The 17,818-nt window shown below is 45.8% G+C and carries 21 protein-coding genes; 18 read left to right on the top strand and 3 right to left on the bottom strand.

Annotated features, from left to right (window positions below):
* Positions 1-66 precede the first annotated feature (66 nt).
* The 8 genes from C3B52_RS05270 (at position 67) to C3B52_RS05225 (ending at position 7,767) form a co-directional block, all read left to right on the top strand.
* Entirely contained in the window at positions 67-627 is a 561-nt protein-coding gene (locus C3B52_RS05270) for an MgtC/SapB family protein (protein ID WP_103105039.1), read from the top strand.
* Positions 614-790 (top strand): hypothetical protein, encoded by a 177-nt coding sequence (locus C3B52_RS05265; protein ID WP_164684707.1) that lies wholly within the window; start codon positions 614-616, stop codon positions 788-790. The genes C3B52_RS05270 and C3B52_RS05265 overlap by 14 nt, the downstream gene beginning before the upstream one ends.
* Positions 791-1,601: 811 nt before the next feature.
* Positions 1,602-2,456: a nucleoid occlusion protein gene (noc, locus tag C3B52_RS05255; protein WP_103105036.1), complete on the top strand. Its 855-nt coding sequence runs from the start codon at positions 1,602-1,604 to the stop codon at positions 2,454-2,456.
* 657 nt (positions 2,457-3,113) lie between these two features.
* Positions 3,114-3,872, top strand: a complete 759-nt coding sequence (locus C3B52_RS05245) for a ParA family protein (RefSeq protein ID WP_049740466.1) — start codon at positions 3,114-3,116, stop codon at positions 3,870-3,872.
* Complete coding sequence (locus C3B52_RS05240; protein ID WP_103105034.1) at positions 3,869-4,714, top strand: ParB/RepB/Spo0J family partition protein; 846 nt, start codon at positions 3,869-3,871, stop codon at positions 4,712-4,714. Before C3B52_RS05245 ends, C3B52_RS05240 begins: the two co-directional genes overlap by 4 nt.
* 15 nt (positions 4,715-4,729) lie before the next feature.
* A complete protein-coding gene (locus tag C3B52_RS05235; RefSeq protein WP_103105033.1) occupies positions 4,730-5,884 on the top strand; it encodes an aminotransferase class V-fold PLP-dependent enzyme in 1,155 nt (384 codons plus the stop codon).
* 23 nt (positions 5,885-5,907) lie between these two features.
* Positions 5,908-6,624: a DUF554 domain-containing protein gene (locus tag C3B52_RS05230; protein WP_103105032.1), complete on the top strand. Its 717-nt coding sequence runs from the start codon at positions 5,908-5,910 to the stop codon at positions 6,622-6,624.
* 210 nt (positions 6,625-6,834) lie between these two features.
* On the top strand, positions 6,835-7,767 hold the full coding sequence (locus tag C3B52_RS05225) for a diacylglycerol/lipid kinase family protein (protein WP_306418807.1): 933 nt from the start codon (positions 6,835-6,837) through the stop codon (positions 7,765-7,767).
* 169 nt (positions 7,768-7,936) lie between these two features.
* On the opposite strand, the gene yyaC is transcribed toward C3B52_RS05225, so the two are convergent.
* A complete protein-coding gene (gene yyaC / locus C3B52_RS05220; protein ID WP_103105030.1) occupies positions 7,937-8,545 on the bottom strand; it encodes a spore protease YyaC in 609 nt (202 codons plus the stop codon).
* 219 nt (positions 8,546-8,764) lie between these two features.
* Here yyaC and C3B52_RS05215 point away from each other — a divergent pair, with 219 nt between their 5' ends.
* The 4 genes from C3B52_RS05215 (at position 8,765) to C3B52_RS05200 (ending at position 11,048) form a co-directional block, all read left to right on the top strand.
* Entirely contained in the window at positions 8,765-9,046 is a 282-nt protein-coding gene (locus tag C3B52_RS05215; protein WP_103105029.1) for a DUF3343 domain-containing protein, read from the top strand.
* Positions 9,043-9,918 carry a mechanosensitive ion channel family protein gene (locus C3B52_RS05210; protein ID WP_103105028.1) on the top strand — a complete coding sequence of 292 codons (876 nt, stop codon included), beginning with the start codon at positions 9,043-9,045 and terminating at the stop codon, positions 9,916-9,918. The genes C3B52_RS05215 and C3B52_RS05210 overlap by 4 nt, the downstream gene beginning before the upstream one ends.
* Before the next feature lie 21 nt (positions 9,919-9,939).
* On the top strand, positions 9,940-10,149 hold the full coding sequence (locus C3B52_RS05205; RefSeq protein ID WP_103105027.1) for a DUF951 domain-containing protein: 210 nt from the start codon (positions 9,940-9,942) through the stop codon (positions 10,147-10,149).
* 110 nt (positions 10,150-10,259) lie between these two features.
* Positions 10,260-11,048 (top strand): Ig-like domain-containing protein, encoded by a 789-nt coding sequence (locus C3B52_RS05200; RefSeq protein WP_103105026.1) that lies wholly within the window; start codon positions 10,260-10,262, stop codon positions 11,046-11,048.
* Positions 11,049-11,249: 201 nt separating this feature from the next.
* Here the strand turns inward: C3B52_RS05200 and C3B52_RS05195 are convergent, their stop codons facing one another.
* Positions 11,250-11,336: a YjcZ family sporulation protein gene (locus C3B52_RS05195; protein WP_017246824.1), complete on the bottom strand. Its 87-nt coding sequence runs from the start codon at positions 11,334-11,336 to the stop codon at positions 11,250-11,252.
* Between the two features lie 360 nt (positions 11,337-11,696).
* Here C3B52_RS05195 and pepF point away from each other — a divergent pair, with 360 nt between their 5' ends.
* Positions 11,697-13,610 (top strand): oligoendopeptidase F, encoded by a 1,914-nt coding sequence (gene pepF, locus C3B52_RS05190; RefSeq protein ID WP_103105025.1) that lies wholly within the window; start codon positions 11,697-11,699, stop codon positions 13,608-13,610.
* 70 nt (positions 13,611-13,680) lie between these two features.
* On the opposite strand, the gene C3B52_RS05185 is transcribed toward pepF, so the two are convergent.
* Entirely contained in the window at positions 13,681-14,304 is a 624-nt protein-coding gene (locus tag C3B52_RS05185) for an NAD(P)-dependent oxidoreductase (RefSeq protein ID WP_103105024.1), read from the bottom strand.
* A gap of 198 nt (positions 14,305-14,502) precedes the next feature.
* On the opposite strand from C3B52_RS05185, the gene ychF reads away from it, so the two are divergent.
* The 5 genes from ychF to C3B52_RS05160 all read left to right on the top strand — a co-directional run bounded on the left by ychF (position 14,503) and on the right by C3B52_RS05160 (position 17,817).
* Complete coding sequence (gene ychF, locus C3B52_RS05180) at positions 14,503-15,603, top strand: redox-regulated ATPase YchF (RefSeq protein WP_103105023.1); 1,101 nt, start codon at positions 14,503-14,505, stop codon at positions 15,601-15,603.
* A gap of 153 nt (positions 15,604-15,756) precedes the next feature.
* Positions 15,757-16,044 carry a 30S ribosomal protein S6 gene (gene rpsF / locus C3B52_RS05175; protein WP_049740478.1) on the top strand — a complete coding sequence of 96 codons (288 nt, stop codon included), beginning with the start codon at positions 15,757-15,759 and terminating at the stop codon, positions 16,042-16,044.
* A gap of 29 nt (positions 16,045-16,073) precedes the next feature.
* On the top strand, positions 16,074-16,553 hold the full coding sequence (locus tag C3B52_RS05170; RefSeq protein WP_103105022.1) for a single-stranded DNA-binding protein: 480 nt from the start codon (positions 16,074-16,076) through the stop codon (positions 16,551-16,553).
* A 41-nt stretch (positions 16,554-16,594) separates the two neighbouring features.
* On the top strand, positions 16,595-16,825 hold the full coding sequence (gene rpsR, locus C3B52_RS05165; RefSeq protein ID WP_049740480.1) for a 30S ribosomal protein S18: 231 nt from the start codon (positions 16,595-16,597) through the stop codon (positions 16,823-16,825).
* An 83-nt stretch (positions 16,826-16,908) separates the two neighbouring features.
* Positions 16,909-17,817, top strand: coding sequence for a DUF2232 domain-containing protein (locus C3B52_RS05160; RefSeq protein ID WP_103105021.1), 909 nt, complete (start codon positions 16,909-16,911; stop codon positions 17,815-17,817).
* Position 17,818 lies beyond the last annotated feature (1 nt).

Here is a 17,818-nt window from a genome sequence, read left to right as displayed (position 1 = left end):
GAGACAGCATAGACATGTAAGTAACCTTCTGCAAAGGAAATGCTTGTCTGAGAGGATGATGCAAGCATGGAAACAGCGCTAGCTCTGTTTTTCCCACCGGAACTGCCGACGATTTTGCTGCGTTTGTTTTTGGCATTTCTCGCTGGAGCAATCATGGGGTGGGAACGGGAACGATTCATTAAGGATGTGAGTCGGCAAAGAGGGGCAGGATTTCGGACGTACAGTCTTGTCTGTTTTGGTTCTTGCTTGTTTGGACTAGCTTCTATTTATGGTTTTTCTTCTAGTGGAATGAATCATGATCCGGGGAGGGTTGCCGCTCAGGTTGTTACAGGAATGGGCTTTTTGGGGGCAGGAGCCATTATCAAATACAACGGATCAGTCAAAGGCTTGACGACAGCAGCCGGAATGTGGGTGGCTTCAGCGATTGGATTAATGTTTAGCGCGGGTATGTATATAACGGCCATCGTTGCTGCGTTTTTTGCTTATCTGACATTGGATTTTCATCGTTTATTTCCGCGGCTTTTTCATGTCACCAAGATTTCACATCCGACTGATGAAAGTATAGGGCAAGAAGAGCGGGAGAAAAGGCGGAGCCACGGGGTTTTTTGTGATGATGATCACGATTGATGTTTCACGTGAAACGTTTTTCAGTAGCAGGAATTGGGCGAATCTTGAAGAATTACATATAGATACAGAAATTGAGAAGAATCGAATCAGGGATACTAAGACTTTAGTCAAAGAAAAAGTTACTTTTTTGCAGGATGGGCAAGGGGGAGCTGTGCTGCGATAGGTAAGTAGGGCTAGGAAAGCAATGCCCAAAAAGCAATGGACCGATGTGTATACGACAAAGACAAATGAATCTAGTACAAGAGTTGTAGGTCATTCTTTTTTTACGTGTAAGAAAGTTTAAGTTCTTCGCCGTATGAAAGCAATCTTGCTTAAACTTTTTGAAACGCAAAATAGCCTTCCACTAAAACGCGGGCGCCCTCCTTGAGAAGGCCTCGATAGAGGTTTTTTTACGTGCTCGTTTTGGAATGCTTGGCGAAACGGAAAAGAAAAGAAGTGGCTTTGTGCTGCTTTATGGCACTAGGAATCGCGAAACGAAGTATTGTCAGGAGCTTGGTATGCCTGGATTCGTCATGCTGGAACCTCGTGGAGGTACCAAAAAGCGAGGAAGACAACCTGCTTTTGTATTAGAAGCTATCGAAGTGGACGAGCTAGTTATTTCTTTTTGGTAATTGACCGATATGTATGTATAGGAGTTACTCGTAAAGGCCTCTTAGAAATACATCAGTGCTCAGCCAAAGGGCATGACCCAACCAAGCTTTCAAAAACAAGTAACAAAGACCAAGTGCTCCACAGCATGAAAACAATTTGCTACAACTTTCTGGAACGCATAAAAACTCTCCAATAAAATGCGGCGCTCGCAGCAGGGTAGGCCACGATAGCGGTTTTTTAACTGGAGCGTATGATAACTTTCCGCTACATGCGGTCGCTCCTCTTTGGGGATGCCTCGATAGAGGTTTTCTTACGTTTCATGAAAGAAGCAATATGTACTTAGAACTAGCATGGATGGAACGGGTAGAAGTGGGGGATTTTCTATGGCAGTTAAAGATTCATTTTCTCGGATTTTCGGGTTGACCGACAAAACTGACAACGAAGAAATCAAGCAAATACCAGTAGAGGAGATTGTTCCTAATCCGTATCAGCCTCGAACTGTGTTTGATGACGAGAAAATTGATGAGTTGTGTCAAACCATTCGGACTCATGGATTGATTCAACCGATCGTTGTAAGGATGCGCGACGGTCAATACGAATTGATCGCTGGGGAACGGCGTTTGCGTGCAACAAAAAAATTGGGCATGGAGCGAATTCCTGCGATTGTCAAAGACTTTAATGATGCGCAAACAGCCTCTATCGCATTGATTGAGAATTTGCAGCGTGAAGGATTGACAGCGATTGAAGAGGCAGTTGCCTATCAAAAATTGATTGATCTGCACAATTTGACGCAAGAAAGCCTCGCACAACGATTGGGCAAAGGACAATCGACAATTGCCAACAAGCTGCGATTGCTTCATTTGCCGCAGGAAATCCAAGATGCCTTGTTAGCTCGACAAGTGACGGAGCGCCATGCAAGAGCGCTGATTCCGCTTAAAGATGCCGAGCTGCAAATCAAGGTTCTGATTGAGATCATCGAGCGGGAATGGAACGTCAAGCAGACTGAGGTTCGTGTCAAACAGCTTTTGGAGGTTGCAGACAATCCGAAGAAAGAAAAGGAACAAAAGCCGCGGTGGAAAGCATTTTCCAGAGATGCACGGATTGCGATCAATACAGTGCGTCAATCCATTGATATGGTTATCCAAACTGGTTTGACTGTTGAAACTGATGAAGAGGATCATGATGAATTTTATCAGTTCACCATTCGCATCCCGAAAAATAAAGAAGCGGGGAAATAATAGGAACGTGATTCGAGGCGTTCTGGCCCATACAAGGTGAACACTAGCGACAAGGTCGCTTTTCTTTTTGGTCAAATGATGCAGGAGTCTCTTGGTTAGCGGGCTATTTTCCTTCATATTTGTAGGGTTTAGCGGATAGGGAGAAAAGAGCCCCGAGTGATTCCCCAGCACTTTTTTCAGCATTATATAAGGAAGAAATCGCATCTGGTAAAGTTTGTTACCGAAATTGTGAAGCAGGACTGTAAAAAAGGGGACGAAGGCATCTGTTCGTACAAAAATAATGGACAAATTGGCTCTTTATCAAAAAAACAGCGTACGGGCAAGCGTCAAATCTGGTAACATGGGAAATAACGATAGAATTCTTTGTTTTGCGATAGCACGGGTGCTTTCTAAATAAAGATCCACGAAAAAGAGGATCGAATAGACGAGAAATCGTTTCTGCCAGAAGGATTTCTCCGAACGGAACGGGTAGATGTGTTTCCTAAGCAAGAAGTTATACGTATGAATGTGTAGTGGACGAGAAACGAAATTGCAGTCATTTTTCGAAAAGAATTCGCCAAAGCAATGAGCAGCGTGTTCTGGAGAGTGATAAGGGAAAGGAGAGATGGTAGTTGAACAATCTCTACTTTTCTTACATGAAAAAAAGAGGTGGAGAAGTTGGGTAAAATCATTGCGGTTGCGAACCAGAAAGGCGGCGTTGGGAAGACGACTACGTCCGTCAATCTAAGTGCTTGTTTGGCCGCATTGGGGAAAAAGGTGCTGCTGGTCGATATTGATCCACAAGGGAACGCAACCAGCGGGATCGGGGTTAATAAAGCCGATGTGCGGTACTGCATTTATGACGTACTGATTAACGACATCAGCCCGGTCGATGCCACTCTGCCTACAGACATCGAAGGCCTGATGATCATTCCTGCCACCATTCAATTGGCAGGTGCAGAAATTGAGCTTGTTCCTACCATATCGCGCGAGGTTCGTTTGAAAAAGGCGTTAGAGGTTGTAAAGGACAAGTACGATTACGTCATTATTGACTGCCCGCCTTCATTGGGTATTTTGACTGTCAATTCCCTGACCGCGGCTGATTCGGTGCTGATCCCTATTCAGTGTGAGTACTATGCGCTTGAAGGTTTGAGCCAATTGTTAAATACGATTCGTCTGGTACAAAAACATCTCAACTCACAGTTGGCGATCGAGGGCGTCGTTTTGACAATGCTCGATGCACGTACGAATCTGGGAATCCAGGTCATTGAAGAAGTGAAAAAGTACTTCCAGGAAAAAGTATACAAAACGATTATTCCACGGAATGTTCGCTTGAGTGAAGCACCGTCACACGGACAAGCCATTATTACGTACGATCCGCGCTCAAGAGGTGCGGAAGTCTATACTGATTTGGCGAAGGAAGTGGTAGGGGTATGAGTAGAGGTTTGGGAAAAGGGCTGAATGCACTTATTACGTCCAATCTCATTGAAGAAGGGGAACAAGTAAAAGAAGTTTCCACGAGTGAGATTCGTCCCAACCCGTATCAGCCCCGTAAGGAATTCGAACAATCAGCCATTGATGAATTAGCAGGGTCCATTAAGGAGCATGGGATTATCCAACCTCTGATTGTACGGAAAAGTATTAAGGGGTTTGAACTGGTAGCGGGTGAAAGACGTTTGCGCGCTGCAAAGCTGGCTGGACTGAAGCAGGTCCCGGTAGTAGTGAAGGCGTATACGGATCAACAGCTGATGGAAATAGCCCTCATCGAAAATTTGCAACGTGAAAATCTCAATCCATTGGAAGAAGCAGAAGCATATGAGAAGCTGATTGCTCATCACGATTACACTCAGGATCAGCTAGCGAAAAAGATCGGGAAGAGTAGACCGCATGTCGCCAATATGCTGCGCTTGTTGCAATTGCCAGAAGGTATTCGCAAAATGGTCTCCGCTGCTGACTTGTCTATGGGTCATGCACGTGCTTTGCTTACAGTAACGGACGAAAAAGCACAGCAGCAGCTCGCCAAGGATGTTGTTGATAAAGGTCTGAGCGTCAGACAATTAGAAGAACTGGTGAAACAATTGAGTGTTTCACGTGAAACAAAAAAGAAAAAGCCAGCAAAAAACGAACCTGTTTTGATCGCAATAGAGGAAAGGCTGCGTAGTCGTTTTGGAACCTCGGTTAAAATCAAAAAAGGATCGAAACGCGGGAAAATCGAAATTGACTTTTATTCACAGGAAGATTTGCAACGAATCGTAGATTTACTAAATGCGGAGAAGTGAGCGTAGGAGGTAGTCATGGCGATCATTTATTTGGATAACGCAGCTTCTACCTGGCCGAAGCCGCCTGCTGTAAAAGACATGATGGCTGAGGCTATAGAAGATTATGCCGCAAATCCCGGCAGAGGCGGGCATACGCTGGCGATGAAAGCAAGCAAAACCGTATTTCGTACACGGGTGCAGTTATCGCGGTTGTTTGGGATTCAAAACCCGAATAACCTCTTTTTTTATCTAAATGCGACGCAGGCGCTAAATCAGGCGATTAAAGGGTTTTTGAAACCTGGCGATCACGTCATTTCTTCATCAGTGGAGCATAATTCTGTGAGGCGTCCTATTGAGTTCATGCGTAAAACAAGTCAAGTAGAGGCTACATTTATTGAACCTAGGGATGACCATCATTTTTATGTAGAGGATTTTGCGAAGGCAATTCAGCCGAATACACGTCTGCTCGTTGTGAGTCATGCCTCCAATTTGACCGGCGTAATTCTTCCTGTAGCTGAGCTGGGCAAGCTAGCAAAAGAGCGGGGAATTACATTCCTGGTAGATGCTTCTCAGTCTGCTGGAGTATTGCCGATTCACGTTGAGGAAATGCATATCGATATGCTTGCTTTTCCTGGGCACAAAGGCTTGTATGGACCTCAAGGAACAGGTGGCTTGTACGTTCATAATGACATTGATCTGGTACCACTGATTCATGGGGGAACAGGCAGTCAGTCTGAGGCGATCGAACAACCAACAACGAGACCTGATCGCTATGAAAGTGGAACAGTAAATACGGTCGGATTGGCTGGATTACAGGCAGGCGTTTCTTTTGTCATGGAAAAAGGTGTGGAAAACATTCGTCAGCACGAGTGGGATTTAGTAAAGCAGACGATTGCTCAGCTGCAAGAGATTCCTGGAGTACAAGTATATGGACCAGGAATAGAGACCGAAAGAGTAGGTGTCGTTGCGTTTAATGTAGGGGAAGTGGACGCTTCTGAGGTGTCTTTTATCCTTGATCAGCAGTACGGCATCGCAACGAGATCCGGCTATCACTGCACACCACTTGGGCATCAAACAGCAGGTACAAAGCAGCGAGGAGCAGTTCGCGCCAGCTTCGGGATTTTTAACTCAGACAAAGACGTAGAGGCGCTTATTGACGCAGTAAAAGAAATTTCATCTGCGTTTGCGTAAGGCATCTGTGGGAGGAAACAAACGTGATTTTGTTGGGGACCCTGGTCAATGCGGCGGCTATCGTGGTTGGTTCCTTGTTAGGATGTCTTTTGACCCGCATACCTGAGTCCATTCGGAAAACAGTTATGCAAGGAATTGGCTTGGCAGTCATCGTATTAGGCATCAAGATGAGCTTTGGCTCAGACAACTTTTTGCTAGTTATTATCAGCATCGTATTGGGTTCCATTATCGGAGAGTTGATAGGTATCGAGAAAGGCTTAAACAGACTCGGACACTGGTTGGAGCGCAAGATTGGCAAAGGAAAAGAAGGCGGCATTGCAACTGGATTTGTAACAACCACTTTAGTTTACTGCATTGGGGCTATGGGTGTATTGGGTGCCATGGATAGTGGATTGCGTGATAATCATGATATTTTGTATACAAAAGCGTTGATAGACGGGTTTTCCGCAATTATATTTACTTCAACGCTTGGAATCGGCGTATTATTCTCGGCTATTCCGGTTTTTGTGTATCAAGGCTTGATTGCGCTTCTGTCCACTCAGATTTCCGGTATCGTGAGCCAAACGATGCTGAACGCCATGCTAGTAGAATTAACGGCTGTCGGTGGCTTAATGATTATCGCAATTGGCATCAATGTCCTGGAAATCAAAAAAATAAACGTAGCAAACATGCTGCCCGCTTTATTGATTGCTGCACTCGGGGTTCCATTTATGGAATGGTTCTCGAAGCTATTTTCATAAAGAAACACAAATGCTCTTTCAAACAGGAAGGGCTATTTTTTTTGTATAGACAGCAAATATCCCCCAAAAGACATGGTGTCGCCACATTTTAAATCATGAAACAAGAAAACAGGCGAAAAGTCTTAGAGAGTTCTGCGTATTCGTTTGCAAGATTATTTGTAGCTGGTTCTAAAAAAATCGAGTAAGACATGCGATAATAAACGCAAACAAATGGGAAAGCAGCAACGGGGAGCGGAAAAACGTATGTTGGGCTTTATCGTCAATCCAGTATCGGGGAACGGAAAAGGAAAAAAAGTTTGGGAGCAGCTAGAGCTGGCGCTACGGGGGCAAAGAGCTCATTTTCTCATGAGGCAGACATCAGGAGAGGGGGAAGCTCAAAAATTAGCAATTGAGCTGATACAAAAAGAGGGAGTAAAAAAATTAATAGCAGTAGGTGGCGACGGTACAGTTCATGAAGTGATCAATGGCATTCAAAAGTCAGGCCAAAAGTGTATTTTCGGTCATGTGGCTGCTGGATCAGGAAACGATTATGCACGAGGACATGGAGTGCCAAAAGATCCGCTGGAGGCTTTGGATAGGGTGATGATCGATCGAGATGAGCGATGGATAGATTTGCTGAAGATAAACGGCCGGGTAGCCGTCAATTCGATTGGGGCAGGCTTTGATGCATTGGTGGCAAAAACAACAAACGAGTCCCGATATAAAAACTGGTTAAATCGGTACAGGATCGGGAAATTTGCTTATCTATTATCGGTGATTCGCGTTCTTTGTGTTTATAAGCCTTGTCATGTAACGCTGACAGTCGATGAACGGGAGTTTTCTATTAAAAATGCCTGGCTGATTGCCCTTGCCAACATTCCGAATTACGGAGGAGGAATGCTCATCTGCCCGGGTGCATCACCAGATGATGGGGAAATGAAAATCTGTGTCGTACATAATGTCAGTCGGTTGCAATTGCTACTCGCGTTCCCCAAAATTTTTAGTGGGACACATGCTACTCATCCAGGCGTGCAGTTTTACTCAGGTCATCATGTTTATATCAAGGCAGAAAGACCGTTATTTGTCCATGCGGATGGAGAATTGGCAGGGGAGACACCTGTAGGCGTAGAGGTGCTGCCGGCAAAACAAGCTATTTGTGGATAAGCGGGTCGTTTCGCAAGCACAGGCAGACCAAAGAAGCACCTGAGCAGAGCGGCAGATACAAAGAATATGAACAAAGAAAAAAGACCTGTTCACCTGAGAAAGAGGAGAAAACAAGTCTGACGGGGAAAATCGTCTGATACAGGCTGTATACGTATATGATGCATTAATCTCATGAGTCGTGAAGCACGCTGTCTAGTCTGGTTTGCGAGCTGGCAAGCATCGCTGCCTTTGAGATTCCAGAGGCAATGATTTCTGCCATGTTCATGACAACAGCGAGACGCGTATTTTGCAGCACAAAATACTCCATAAAGCCACCTACGTTGACAATGCCAGTTATATGAAAGGTTCCGACTGGGGGAAGCTCTTTTTTTACACCGGCACCTGGCTTCAATGGGCCGTTAATTACGTTGATATTGCCGACATGACTGAATTGCCCTAGACAGGCATCAATCGCAATAATCGTGGACTTGGAATGAGTATCCTGAATAAGCTCCATTTTTTCTTTCAGATTCATGGCATGAACCGGATCGTCCAATGTTCCGTATACTTGCAAATGGCGGGTTGTCTTTGTTTGCAGCTTTGTGCCCACGAGAGGGCCGAGGGCATCACCCGTAGAACGGTCTGTCCCAATACATACAATGACAATATCATCTTCGTACGGTGCTCTTCGAAAGCGTTGCGCAAGGTGTTGTGCCAGATGTTCATCTGCGTCATCACTTCGGTATTCCACTTTAAAGGGTGGCAAAAAACATTCTTTGCTATTATCAAATGTATTCATGGCTACCTCCACTCTTGCGGTCTTGATTCAAAGATTTGAAGAGTATTCACAGTATAGTACCGAGAAGTCATTTTTATACCAGCTAATGGGAAGGTTACGGAAGTTTTGAAAAATCAGCGGAACTGGCAAGAGGAAAGTTGAACGAGTACAATAAGAAGAGAAGCAAGACAGGTGCCATTGCTGCCAAAAATGGACACGTCAGATAAGGGAGGGAGATGAATGGGGGGAAAGACCGTACTGATCGCATTCGACTCCACACAGCAAGCTTTGCGGGCAGAGATGCTTTTGGAGTATGCGGACATCGATATAGACACAAGACCGACGCCAAAAGAGATAACGGCAGGCTGTGCGCTTTCCATTGAGTTTCCAATGCCAGATTACTCACAAGCAAAAACAATCATGGAAGAACAACAAGTGGTAGTACGAGGCTATTTTCGCCAGTTTTCGGATTTCTATCGGGAAATTGATGAGGATGGGAACCAAAAGGAGCGGGAGGAATGAAAAAAGAAGGGTTTTTTGAGACAGTCTATACACAGGTATACGGCTATGTAACCGACGCTGATATGTGGGTAAACATAGGAATGGTCTTGTTAAAAATCGCTGCGATCATCTTGATTTCACGCATTGTGTTATCAGTTGTGCAAGCAGCAGTCAATCGCATTTTTCAGCATCGAAAGGGCAGCAAGATACAGATGGACCAACGCCGAGTGGATACGATGCGTGTGTTGGTCAACAACATCGTGCGTTATACGCTCTATTTCCTGGCGATCCTGATGATACTCCAACTGCTGGGGATTGATTTAAAACCGGTATTGGTGAGTGCAGGGGTGCTGGGACTGGCAGTTGGTTTCGGAGCGCAGAGTTTGGTACGGGATATCATTACCGGTTTCTTTATTATCTTTGAGGATCAGTTTGCCGTTGGAGATGTCGTAACGATTAACAATATGACGGGAACGGTTCAGGAGATCGGCCTGAGGATAACTCGTGTCCGCAGTTGGACTGGCGAGGTACACATTTTCCCCAACGGAATGATTACACAAGTGACCAATTTTTCTCTGCAAAATACACTTTCCGTCGTCGATGTATCCGTTGCGTATGAGGAAAATTTGAACCAGGTAGAGCAGGTGCTGAAGGAAGTTTTGCAGCTTGCTCAAACCGAATTGACAGATATCGTAGGGGAACCTCAAATTTTAGGCGTGCAATCTTTGGGGCCATCGGAGGTCGTCTTGCGTGTGACTGCAGAATGTAAGCCAAATACTCACCATGGAGTTAATCGTAACCTGCGTGCGATGATCAGAACCGAATTTACCAAGCGTGGCATCCAGATACCATATCCCAAAATTGTCGCGATGCCAGGAAAAGGACAAGCGTAGATCAGGGAGGAGAAAGAGAGAATGGAACGGAAGCAGTTTGGACTGGGGGATGTCGTTCAGATGAAAAAGCCGCATCCGTGCGGAACGAATGCGTGGAAGGTTATCCGCATGGGGATGGACGTGCGCATCAAGTGCACCGGCTGTGATCATAGTGTGATGATTCCACGTCTGGAATTTGAACGAAAACTGAAGAAAATCTTGATTCACTCCGAGGAGGAGCCAGAGTCTTGATTCAAAAATTTTTTTGAACAACCTATCTGTCTTTTCCTACAATGCCTGTAATCGGTCAGAAAGCCGCCAATGCTGATGAAGGAGTTTGACCGTAAAACAGGAGGTGTGGGATGAAGAAGTGGATGGGTATCAGATGGTTGCATTTCATAAGTGTGCTGGGACTTTTGCTGCTGATGACGCAGTCTGCGTGGGCCAAGGGGGAGAGCGATTGGGGAGTTAGGATAACTCCGACGAATAATGCTGCTCAGATCGAACCTGAAGCAGTCATAACACTGTCCTTTTCCCAGCAGATCAAGCTAGCAAGCAGTAAGGAAATAACCGAAAAAGCACTTGTATCGGCGATTCAACTAACGGATGCAAAGAAAAAGAAGGTCTCCTTTACAGCAAAATGGAACAAGACAAATCGCAGCGTGACAGTAGATCCGGTTGGAAATTTGGAAGCGGGTCAAACCTATAAGGTTACATTGCTGGAAAAGAAGCTGAAGGACACAAAGGGTCAGCTCAATCCAGAGGTCAGCAGTACGTTTTCCACAAAGAAGCCTGTGGATCTAATCCCTCCCAAAGCGGTGATCTTGCCGGGGGATGGGGCGAAGCAGGTGAAGCTTCAGGAGAAAATAACGCTGCAATTTGCAGAGGATGTTTTCCTGAAAGATGGAACGATTCTGTCCAGCAAAACAGCAGCTGGTCTGATCCAGGTGAAGGATGCCAAGGGCACTGTTATTCCACATACGGTTACCTGGAACAAAAGCAAGCGAACAATTACGGTAAAACCTAAGGGAGCGTCGTGGCTACCACATACCAGCTATCAAATCAATGTCATCGGTGGTCAACTAAAGGATGCAGAGGGGAACGTTAACCCGTCCCAATCGTCCCGGTTTTCCACAGGTGCAACGAAATAAGGAAAAAAGGATGCAGCCGAGTTGGCGCATCCTTTTTTTGTACGATCAAATATATCTCCCGGTGATTGTACAGATGTCGTGACAGATCATTACCTATCGCCTATGCGATATGTAAATGATCTATGTTTGGTGGTGAAGGTAAGGCTGCATTCTCATGCAAGCTTACCTTCGGTGAGATAGGCCAGGATCGCAGCGGGAAGCTTAGTCGCAGTCACAACCTACGATAACGAGAAGGATGAAGAGAACCAGGATCAACGCGAAATCGTCGAAGCCGTTAAAGATACCCACTTGCTAACACCTCCTACCCTAGTTTCAATACTCATGCTATGTCGGAATGGGGAAAGAGGTATGGGCGAATGTCCCGGTTCAAGGGAAAATAAGTTATACACAAGCTATCCACAGAAAATGTGGACAACTTTTCATCGAAAAACTAGCTGTGGATAGTTCGATTGGGGACGAGTGGAGGGAAAACAGGGGGTTATCCACAATTTTATCCACAAAATTCAATTATCTCTGGATAAATTGACTGTTCTTAATAAATATTTAAAATATTTTTATTAATAAGAAGGAGTTTCATACATATATCACGTAATTACATTATCTATAAATTGGAAAAGATATATAAAGACGAAAAGGGGCGATTTTGACTTGAAAAAACGTGCGTTTGCTTCTCTCACGGCTTTAGCGATTGCATTGACTACCGTAGCGGTGCCCTTTATTCCGTACAGCTCACCAGCAGTAGCCTTTGCTGCGGAAAAAGCACCAAACTACAAAGATCGATCAGAGATACCTGACCAATACAAATGGAAGCTCAATCATATTTATGCGACAGTACAGGACTGGGAAAAAGATGTGAACAAAGTCGAAGCGATGGCAAATGCTTTTACTAAGCACCAAGGCAAGCTGGGAAGCTCAGCAGCTTCACTGGTAAAGGCGATCGAAGACTACATCGACATGATGCGTATTAATGACAAAGCGTATGTATACGCAAACATGGCGCTAGATGTGAACTCAGCCAATTCAGAGCTGCAAAATTTAGCGGACCGCGCAGAAAAAATGTACACACTTGTTTCCGAAAAAACAGCATGGATTCAGCCTGAGATTGTAGCCATTCCTGACGCCAAAATGAAGAGCCTGCTCGCTGACAAAAGCGTAGCACCGTACAAGCTGTTCTTAGAAGACATGCTTCGTACCAAGCCGCATTCTCTGTCTACAGAGATGGAGCAGCTTTTGGCGAAATCATCTCCACTCGGGAGTTCGCCAAACAATATTTACGGCATGCTTTCCAAGGACGTGAAGTTCCCGAAAATCAAGGATGAGAGCGGCAAGGAAGTACAGCTGACCCGCGCCAATTTCATTTCTTACATGGAGAGCAAGGATCAGCGAGTGCGTAGAGATGCGTTCAAAGCATACTACAGCTCATTAATCGGCTTCCAGGACACATTCGCGCAAACATTGGCTGCCAAGGTAAAGGGAGATAATTTTTATGCCGATGCTCGTAACTACAAATCGGCATTGGAAGCCAGCTTGACTCCAAATAATATCCCAACCAAGGTATACGATGAGCTGATTGATACCGTAAATGACAATCTGCCGCTTTTACACCGATACATTTCCTTGAAAAAGAAAATGCTTGGTGTAAATGAACTGCATATGTACGACATTTATGTTCCGATCGTACCGTCCGATGACAAGTACATTTCCATTGATGAAGGGAAGAAAATGGTTGTCGATGGTCTTGCAGCGATGGGCGACGAATATGTAAAGGTACTGGCTGAAGGTCTGGATGCTGGCTGGGTCGATGTGTACTCGACAGATGACAAACGGACAGGTGCTTATCAGTGGGGCGCGTATGACACGCATCCGTACGTTCTCTTGAACCACCAGGGAACGCTTGATGATGTCTATACGATCGCGCATGAGATGGGACATGCGATGCAATCGTATTATACGAATAAAAATCAGCCGTACATCTCGTCGAACTATCCGACGTTTACAGCTGAGGTTGCATCTACAATGAACGAGACGCTGCTATTTAAGAGCATGTATGCAAAGGCGAAGACCAAAGAAGAGAAGATGTATCTCTTGAATCATTATCTGGAAAACTTCCGTTCGACCTTGTTCCGCCAGACTCAGTTTGCCGAGTTTGAAAAAGCGATCCACGACAAGGAGCAAGCGGGAGAATCGCTCAACGCAGAGGCGATCAAGAAGATTTACCTCGACATCAACAAAAAGTACTACGGCAAAGATATGGTATCTGATGACGAGATCGCTATGGAATGGGCGCGTGTCTCTCACTTCTTCAACTATCAGTACTATGTGTATCAATACTCGACAAGCTTTGCCGCGTCACAGGCACTCGCGAAGCAAATCATGGATGAGGGTCAGCCAGCTGTAGATCGTATCCGTACGAATTTCCTGGAGGCAGGTAACTCTGCACCGCCAATCGATGTTCTGAAGGCAGCAGGAGTAGATATGTCTACATCCAAGCCAATTGAGCAGGCGATGGAGATTTTTGAAGAAACGCTGAACGAGCTGGAAAAGCTGGTCAACGAGAAGTAGAGTGTGAAATGAAGAAGGCTCCCTTTCAATTAGAAGGGGGCCTTTTCGTGTATCTGACTATGGAGGAAGCTCAATAAGCGATTCCGACTCGTGCCCGTACATTTTCCATACTGTATAGCTGCTTGTACGTATACTCGGCGGTATCTGGAACCGAAATTTGCGCACCGTCTACAGGCAAGTAGTTCGCTTCTACCCGGTATGAGCCTGTGTAGATGCCATCGGGTAAATAGGTAGGACAAACAATCGTCCAATCGAGGCCAGATTGCTCAAGCAGCGTATAGGCTTTGTGATGCTCTTCAGCTGCACGCGTCAATTTTTGCCTCGACTCGCTAGATTGATATCGCAGTAGCTCAGGTGAGACTCTGCTTTGCAAAATGCCAGCCGTACCAACAGTGATGATCCGAGAAACTCCTTCTTGCTTCATCGCCTTGATGATAAGCGGCATACCTTCAGATAAGGTAGTCGACTTGTCGGTCCCCAAAGCACTGATGACAGCATCTGCTCCGCGTATGGCGAGAGCTGCATCGGCTTCCTGCAGAACATTTCCTGCCAGGATGCGCAAGTGGCCTGCGGGCGGATCAGTGAGCTTGTCCAAAGACCGAATCAATGCGGTTACTTCATGTCCATCTTTGAGAGCATTGGCGAGAATATGGCTGCCGACGCGCCCTGTAGCTCCAAATAGGGAGAGCTTCATTCCAATTCACCTCGTCAATCTAGTCTAGCATTTCTTTTTTTGTCCCACCAGCTTGCGCTATGCTTTGGTAGACAGGCGAGATGGATGGCAGGTGCTTGAATGAACAGCTAGCGTTACCACAAGGAGACAATTGTATTCTTAAAACCAAATCTATATACTTAATAGGATGTCATGATGTTGATAAGGGAGTGTATATAGATGGGTGCATCTTGCGGGATTGTTGGTTTGCCTAACGTAGGAAAATCGACATTGTTTAATGCCATTACACAGGCGGGTGCGGAATCCGCGAACTACCCGTTCTGTACGATTGACCCGAACGTGGGAATCGTAGAGGTACCAGATCCACGTCTGGAAAAGCTGACTGAAATTGTGGTTCCGAACAAAGTTGTTCCGACTGCATTTGAATTCGTAGACATTGCTGGTCTGGTAAAAGGGGCAAGCAGAGGTGAAGGACTTGGAAACCAGTTTCTCGGTCACATCCGTGAAGTAGATGCGATTGCTCACGTAGTTCGCTGCTTCGAGGATGAGAATATTACACACGTTTCCGGCCGTGTCGACCCACTTAGCGATATGGAAACCATCAATCTCGAGCTGATCTTTGCCGATCTCGATTCCGTAGAGCGCCGTATCGATCGGATCGCACGCAAGGTGAAGTCCGGTGACAAGGAATCCAAGCAGGAGCTGGATGTTTTGGAGCGCCTGAAAGCAGCATTCGAAGAGGGAGAAGCAGCGCGCAGCGTCGAGCTGGATGACGATGAGCGCAAGTGGATTCGCGATTTGCACCTTTTGACCATCAAACCGATGCTGTACGTATGCAACGTAGCGGAAAACGGAATTCACGATGCTGATACAAACCCGCACGTGATCGCTGTTCGTGAGCACGCAGCAAAAGAAGGGGCACAAGTCGTTGTCATCAGCGCCAAAGTAGAAGCAGAAATCGCTGAGCTGGACGGAGAAGACAAGGAGATGTTCCTTGAGGAGCTGGGTCTTTCCGAGTCCGGACTGGATCGCCTGATTCGTGCAGCCTATGAGCTGCTTGGTCTGGTTACGTACTTTACAGCTGGTGTACAGGAAGTTCGCGCATGGACGATCCGCCAAGGCACGAAGGCTCCTGGAGCAGCAGGTGTGATCCATACCGACTTTGAGCGCGGCTTTATTCGTGCAGAAGTCATTGCCTACAACGATCTGGTAGATGCTGGTTCCGTAGCAGCAGCTCGTGAGCGCGGGAAGTACCGACTTGAAGGGAAAGAGTACGTTGTGGCTGATGGAGATGTTATGCATTTCCGTTTCAATGTGTAGAACGGTCTAGAACGAAATTCTTGCTTCGAGAGAGTCGTTTTGCTATAATACGATAATGCGAGTATTTATGGAGTGCATGTTTTATGCGTTTCGTTTTTAAGCACTCGCTCCTTGCCCAATAGGGCCGCAAAGTCCATAAGGAGGTGAAAAGGTATGCGTCAATACGAAGTAATGTATGTATTGCGTCCAGACCTTGAAGAAGAGAAAGTGAAATCCAATGTAGCTCGTTACAGCGATGTTGTGACTAACTACGGTGGCGAAATCACCAAGCTTCAAGAAATGGGTAAACGCCGTCTTGCGTACGAAATCAACAAGTTCCGTGAAGGTTATTACGTTTTGATGAACTTCAAAGCGAATTCCGATGCAGTAGCGGAAGCTGAGCGTCTGATGAAAATCAATGACGATGTAATCCGCTTTATGTTCGTTCGTGATGAGAAGTAATCATTGTCGCGATCAGAGGGGGAACCAAGATGAATAAAGTCATTCTCATCGGCAACCTGACGAAAGATCCAGAACTTCGCTACACGCCAAATGGCGTTGCCGTTGCTACTTTTACCGTTGCTGTTAATCGTCCCCGCACCAATCAGGCGGGTGAAAGAGAAACCGACTTCATTAATATTGTCGCTTGGCAAAAACTTGCCGATCTGTGCGCGAGCTATTTGCGTAAAGGTAGACAAGCAGCCATCGAAGGACGTATGCAAACGCGTTCCTATGATAATAAAGAAGGAAAACGGGTATACGTAACGGAGGTCGTTGCGGAGAACGTTCAATTTTTGGGCGGTCGAGGCAATGAAGGCGGCGGAGATAATTCCGGATACGATCCAGGACCAGGCTTTGGCGGCGGTAACAAGCCGTCCGGTCAGAGAAACAACGACTTTGATCCGTTTGGCGATCCCTTCGCGAGTGCAGGCAAGCCGATCAACATTTCGGATGATGACTTGCCGTTTTAAAAATCGTAAAACTTTCACATTCCTAAGAAGGAGGGACTATCATGGCACGCAAAGGACGTCCTAATAAGCGTCGTAAAGTATGCTTCTTTAAAGTCAACAAAATCAAGCACATCGACTATAAAGATGTTGATCTGCTCAAAAAATTCATCAGCGAGCGTGGTAAAATCTTGCCACGTCGTGTGACTGGTACTTCCGCGAAGTATCAACGCGCACTGACAATCGCAATCAAGCGCTCCCGTCAAGTAGCGCTTCTGCCTTACACGACTGAATAATTGACACAAGCTATAAAAAGGGGGACACAATTGCGTGGCCCTCTTTTTTCCATATTTTTTGTTACTTAAAATGAGGTGCTCAAATGCCTTCAAAAACAAAGCAACTGGTTGAAAGCTCTCTCATGCTGGGTACCGCACTTGTGCTGTTGTTTCTGACTAAATATACGCTGCTGGGTGCAGTAGCCGTATTTTTGGTCCCGCTGCCATTTTTACTATTGGCCATGAGCATGACTGCGTCTAGCATGGTGTGGATCTGCCTCGCTTTTGGATTTCTTGGGTGGATCGTCACAGATCCATTCTTCGCCATCTACGCTCTTCTGTTGGCGATTATGGGTGCAGTAATGGGGATGGCTTATAGGAAGCGGGGGACGGCACTTCCTGCGATTGCCTCAGGAGCAGGTATCGTATTTTTAAGTATCGTGTTTATGCTTGCTTTTATGGTTTACGGCTTGCACGTCGATTTTGGAGCGCTGATGAAGCAGGCTGCCCAATTCAAGCCTTCCTTTATGTCTCAGGAGCAGTACGATGAGGCAGTAGCGGTTGCCAAGATGGGATTGCCATCTTCATTTGTCATGGCAAGCTTTATGTTTAGTTTTGTTGTTCATGGATTGGCACGTCTCATCGGAAAACGACTGCGCAAGCCAGTGCCCGCATTAAAACCAATCCGTGAATGGACTTTCCCTAGGTCACTTTTGTACTACTATTTTATCGCGATGATCAGTTTGCTCGTGTTTAGTGGTAGTATAGAGGGGACGTTTTGGAAAAGTGCGATCCTCAATGTAAAAATTATGTTGGACGCTGTTTTCACCCTTCAAGGTCTCAGCTTCTGCTTGTTTGCAGCTTATTTGTATGGATGGAAGAGATTGACTCCAGTGCTTGTCGTCTGTCTATTTATTTTTCAGCCTCTAGCCACTATACTGTGTCTAGTAGGGATATTTGACCTAGGTATTCGTTTGCGGGATAAATTGGAATCAAGAGTGAAGAGGGGCTGAG

This window comes from Brevibacillus reuszeri (assembly GCF_002897295.1).
Lineage (GTDB): Bacteria > Bacillota > Bacilli > Brevibacillales > Brevibacillaceae > Brevibacillus > Brevibacillus reuszeri_A.
The sequence above is the reverse complement of the archived record's forward strand: the minus strand, read 5'-3'. Positions and strand labels throughout refer to the sequence as shown.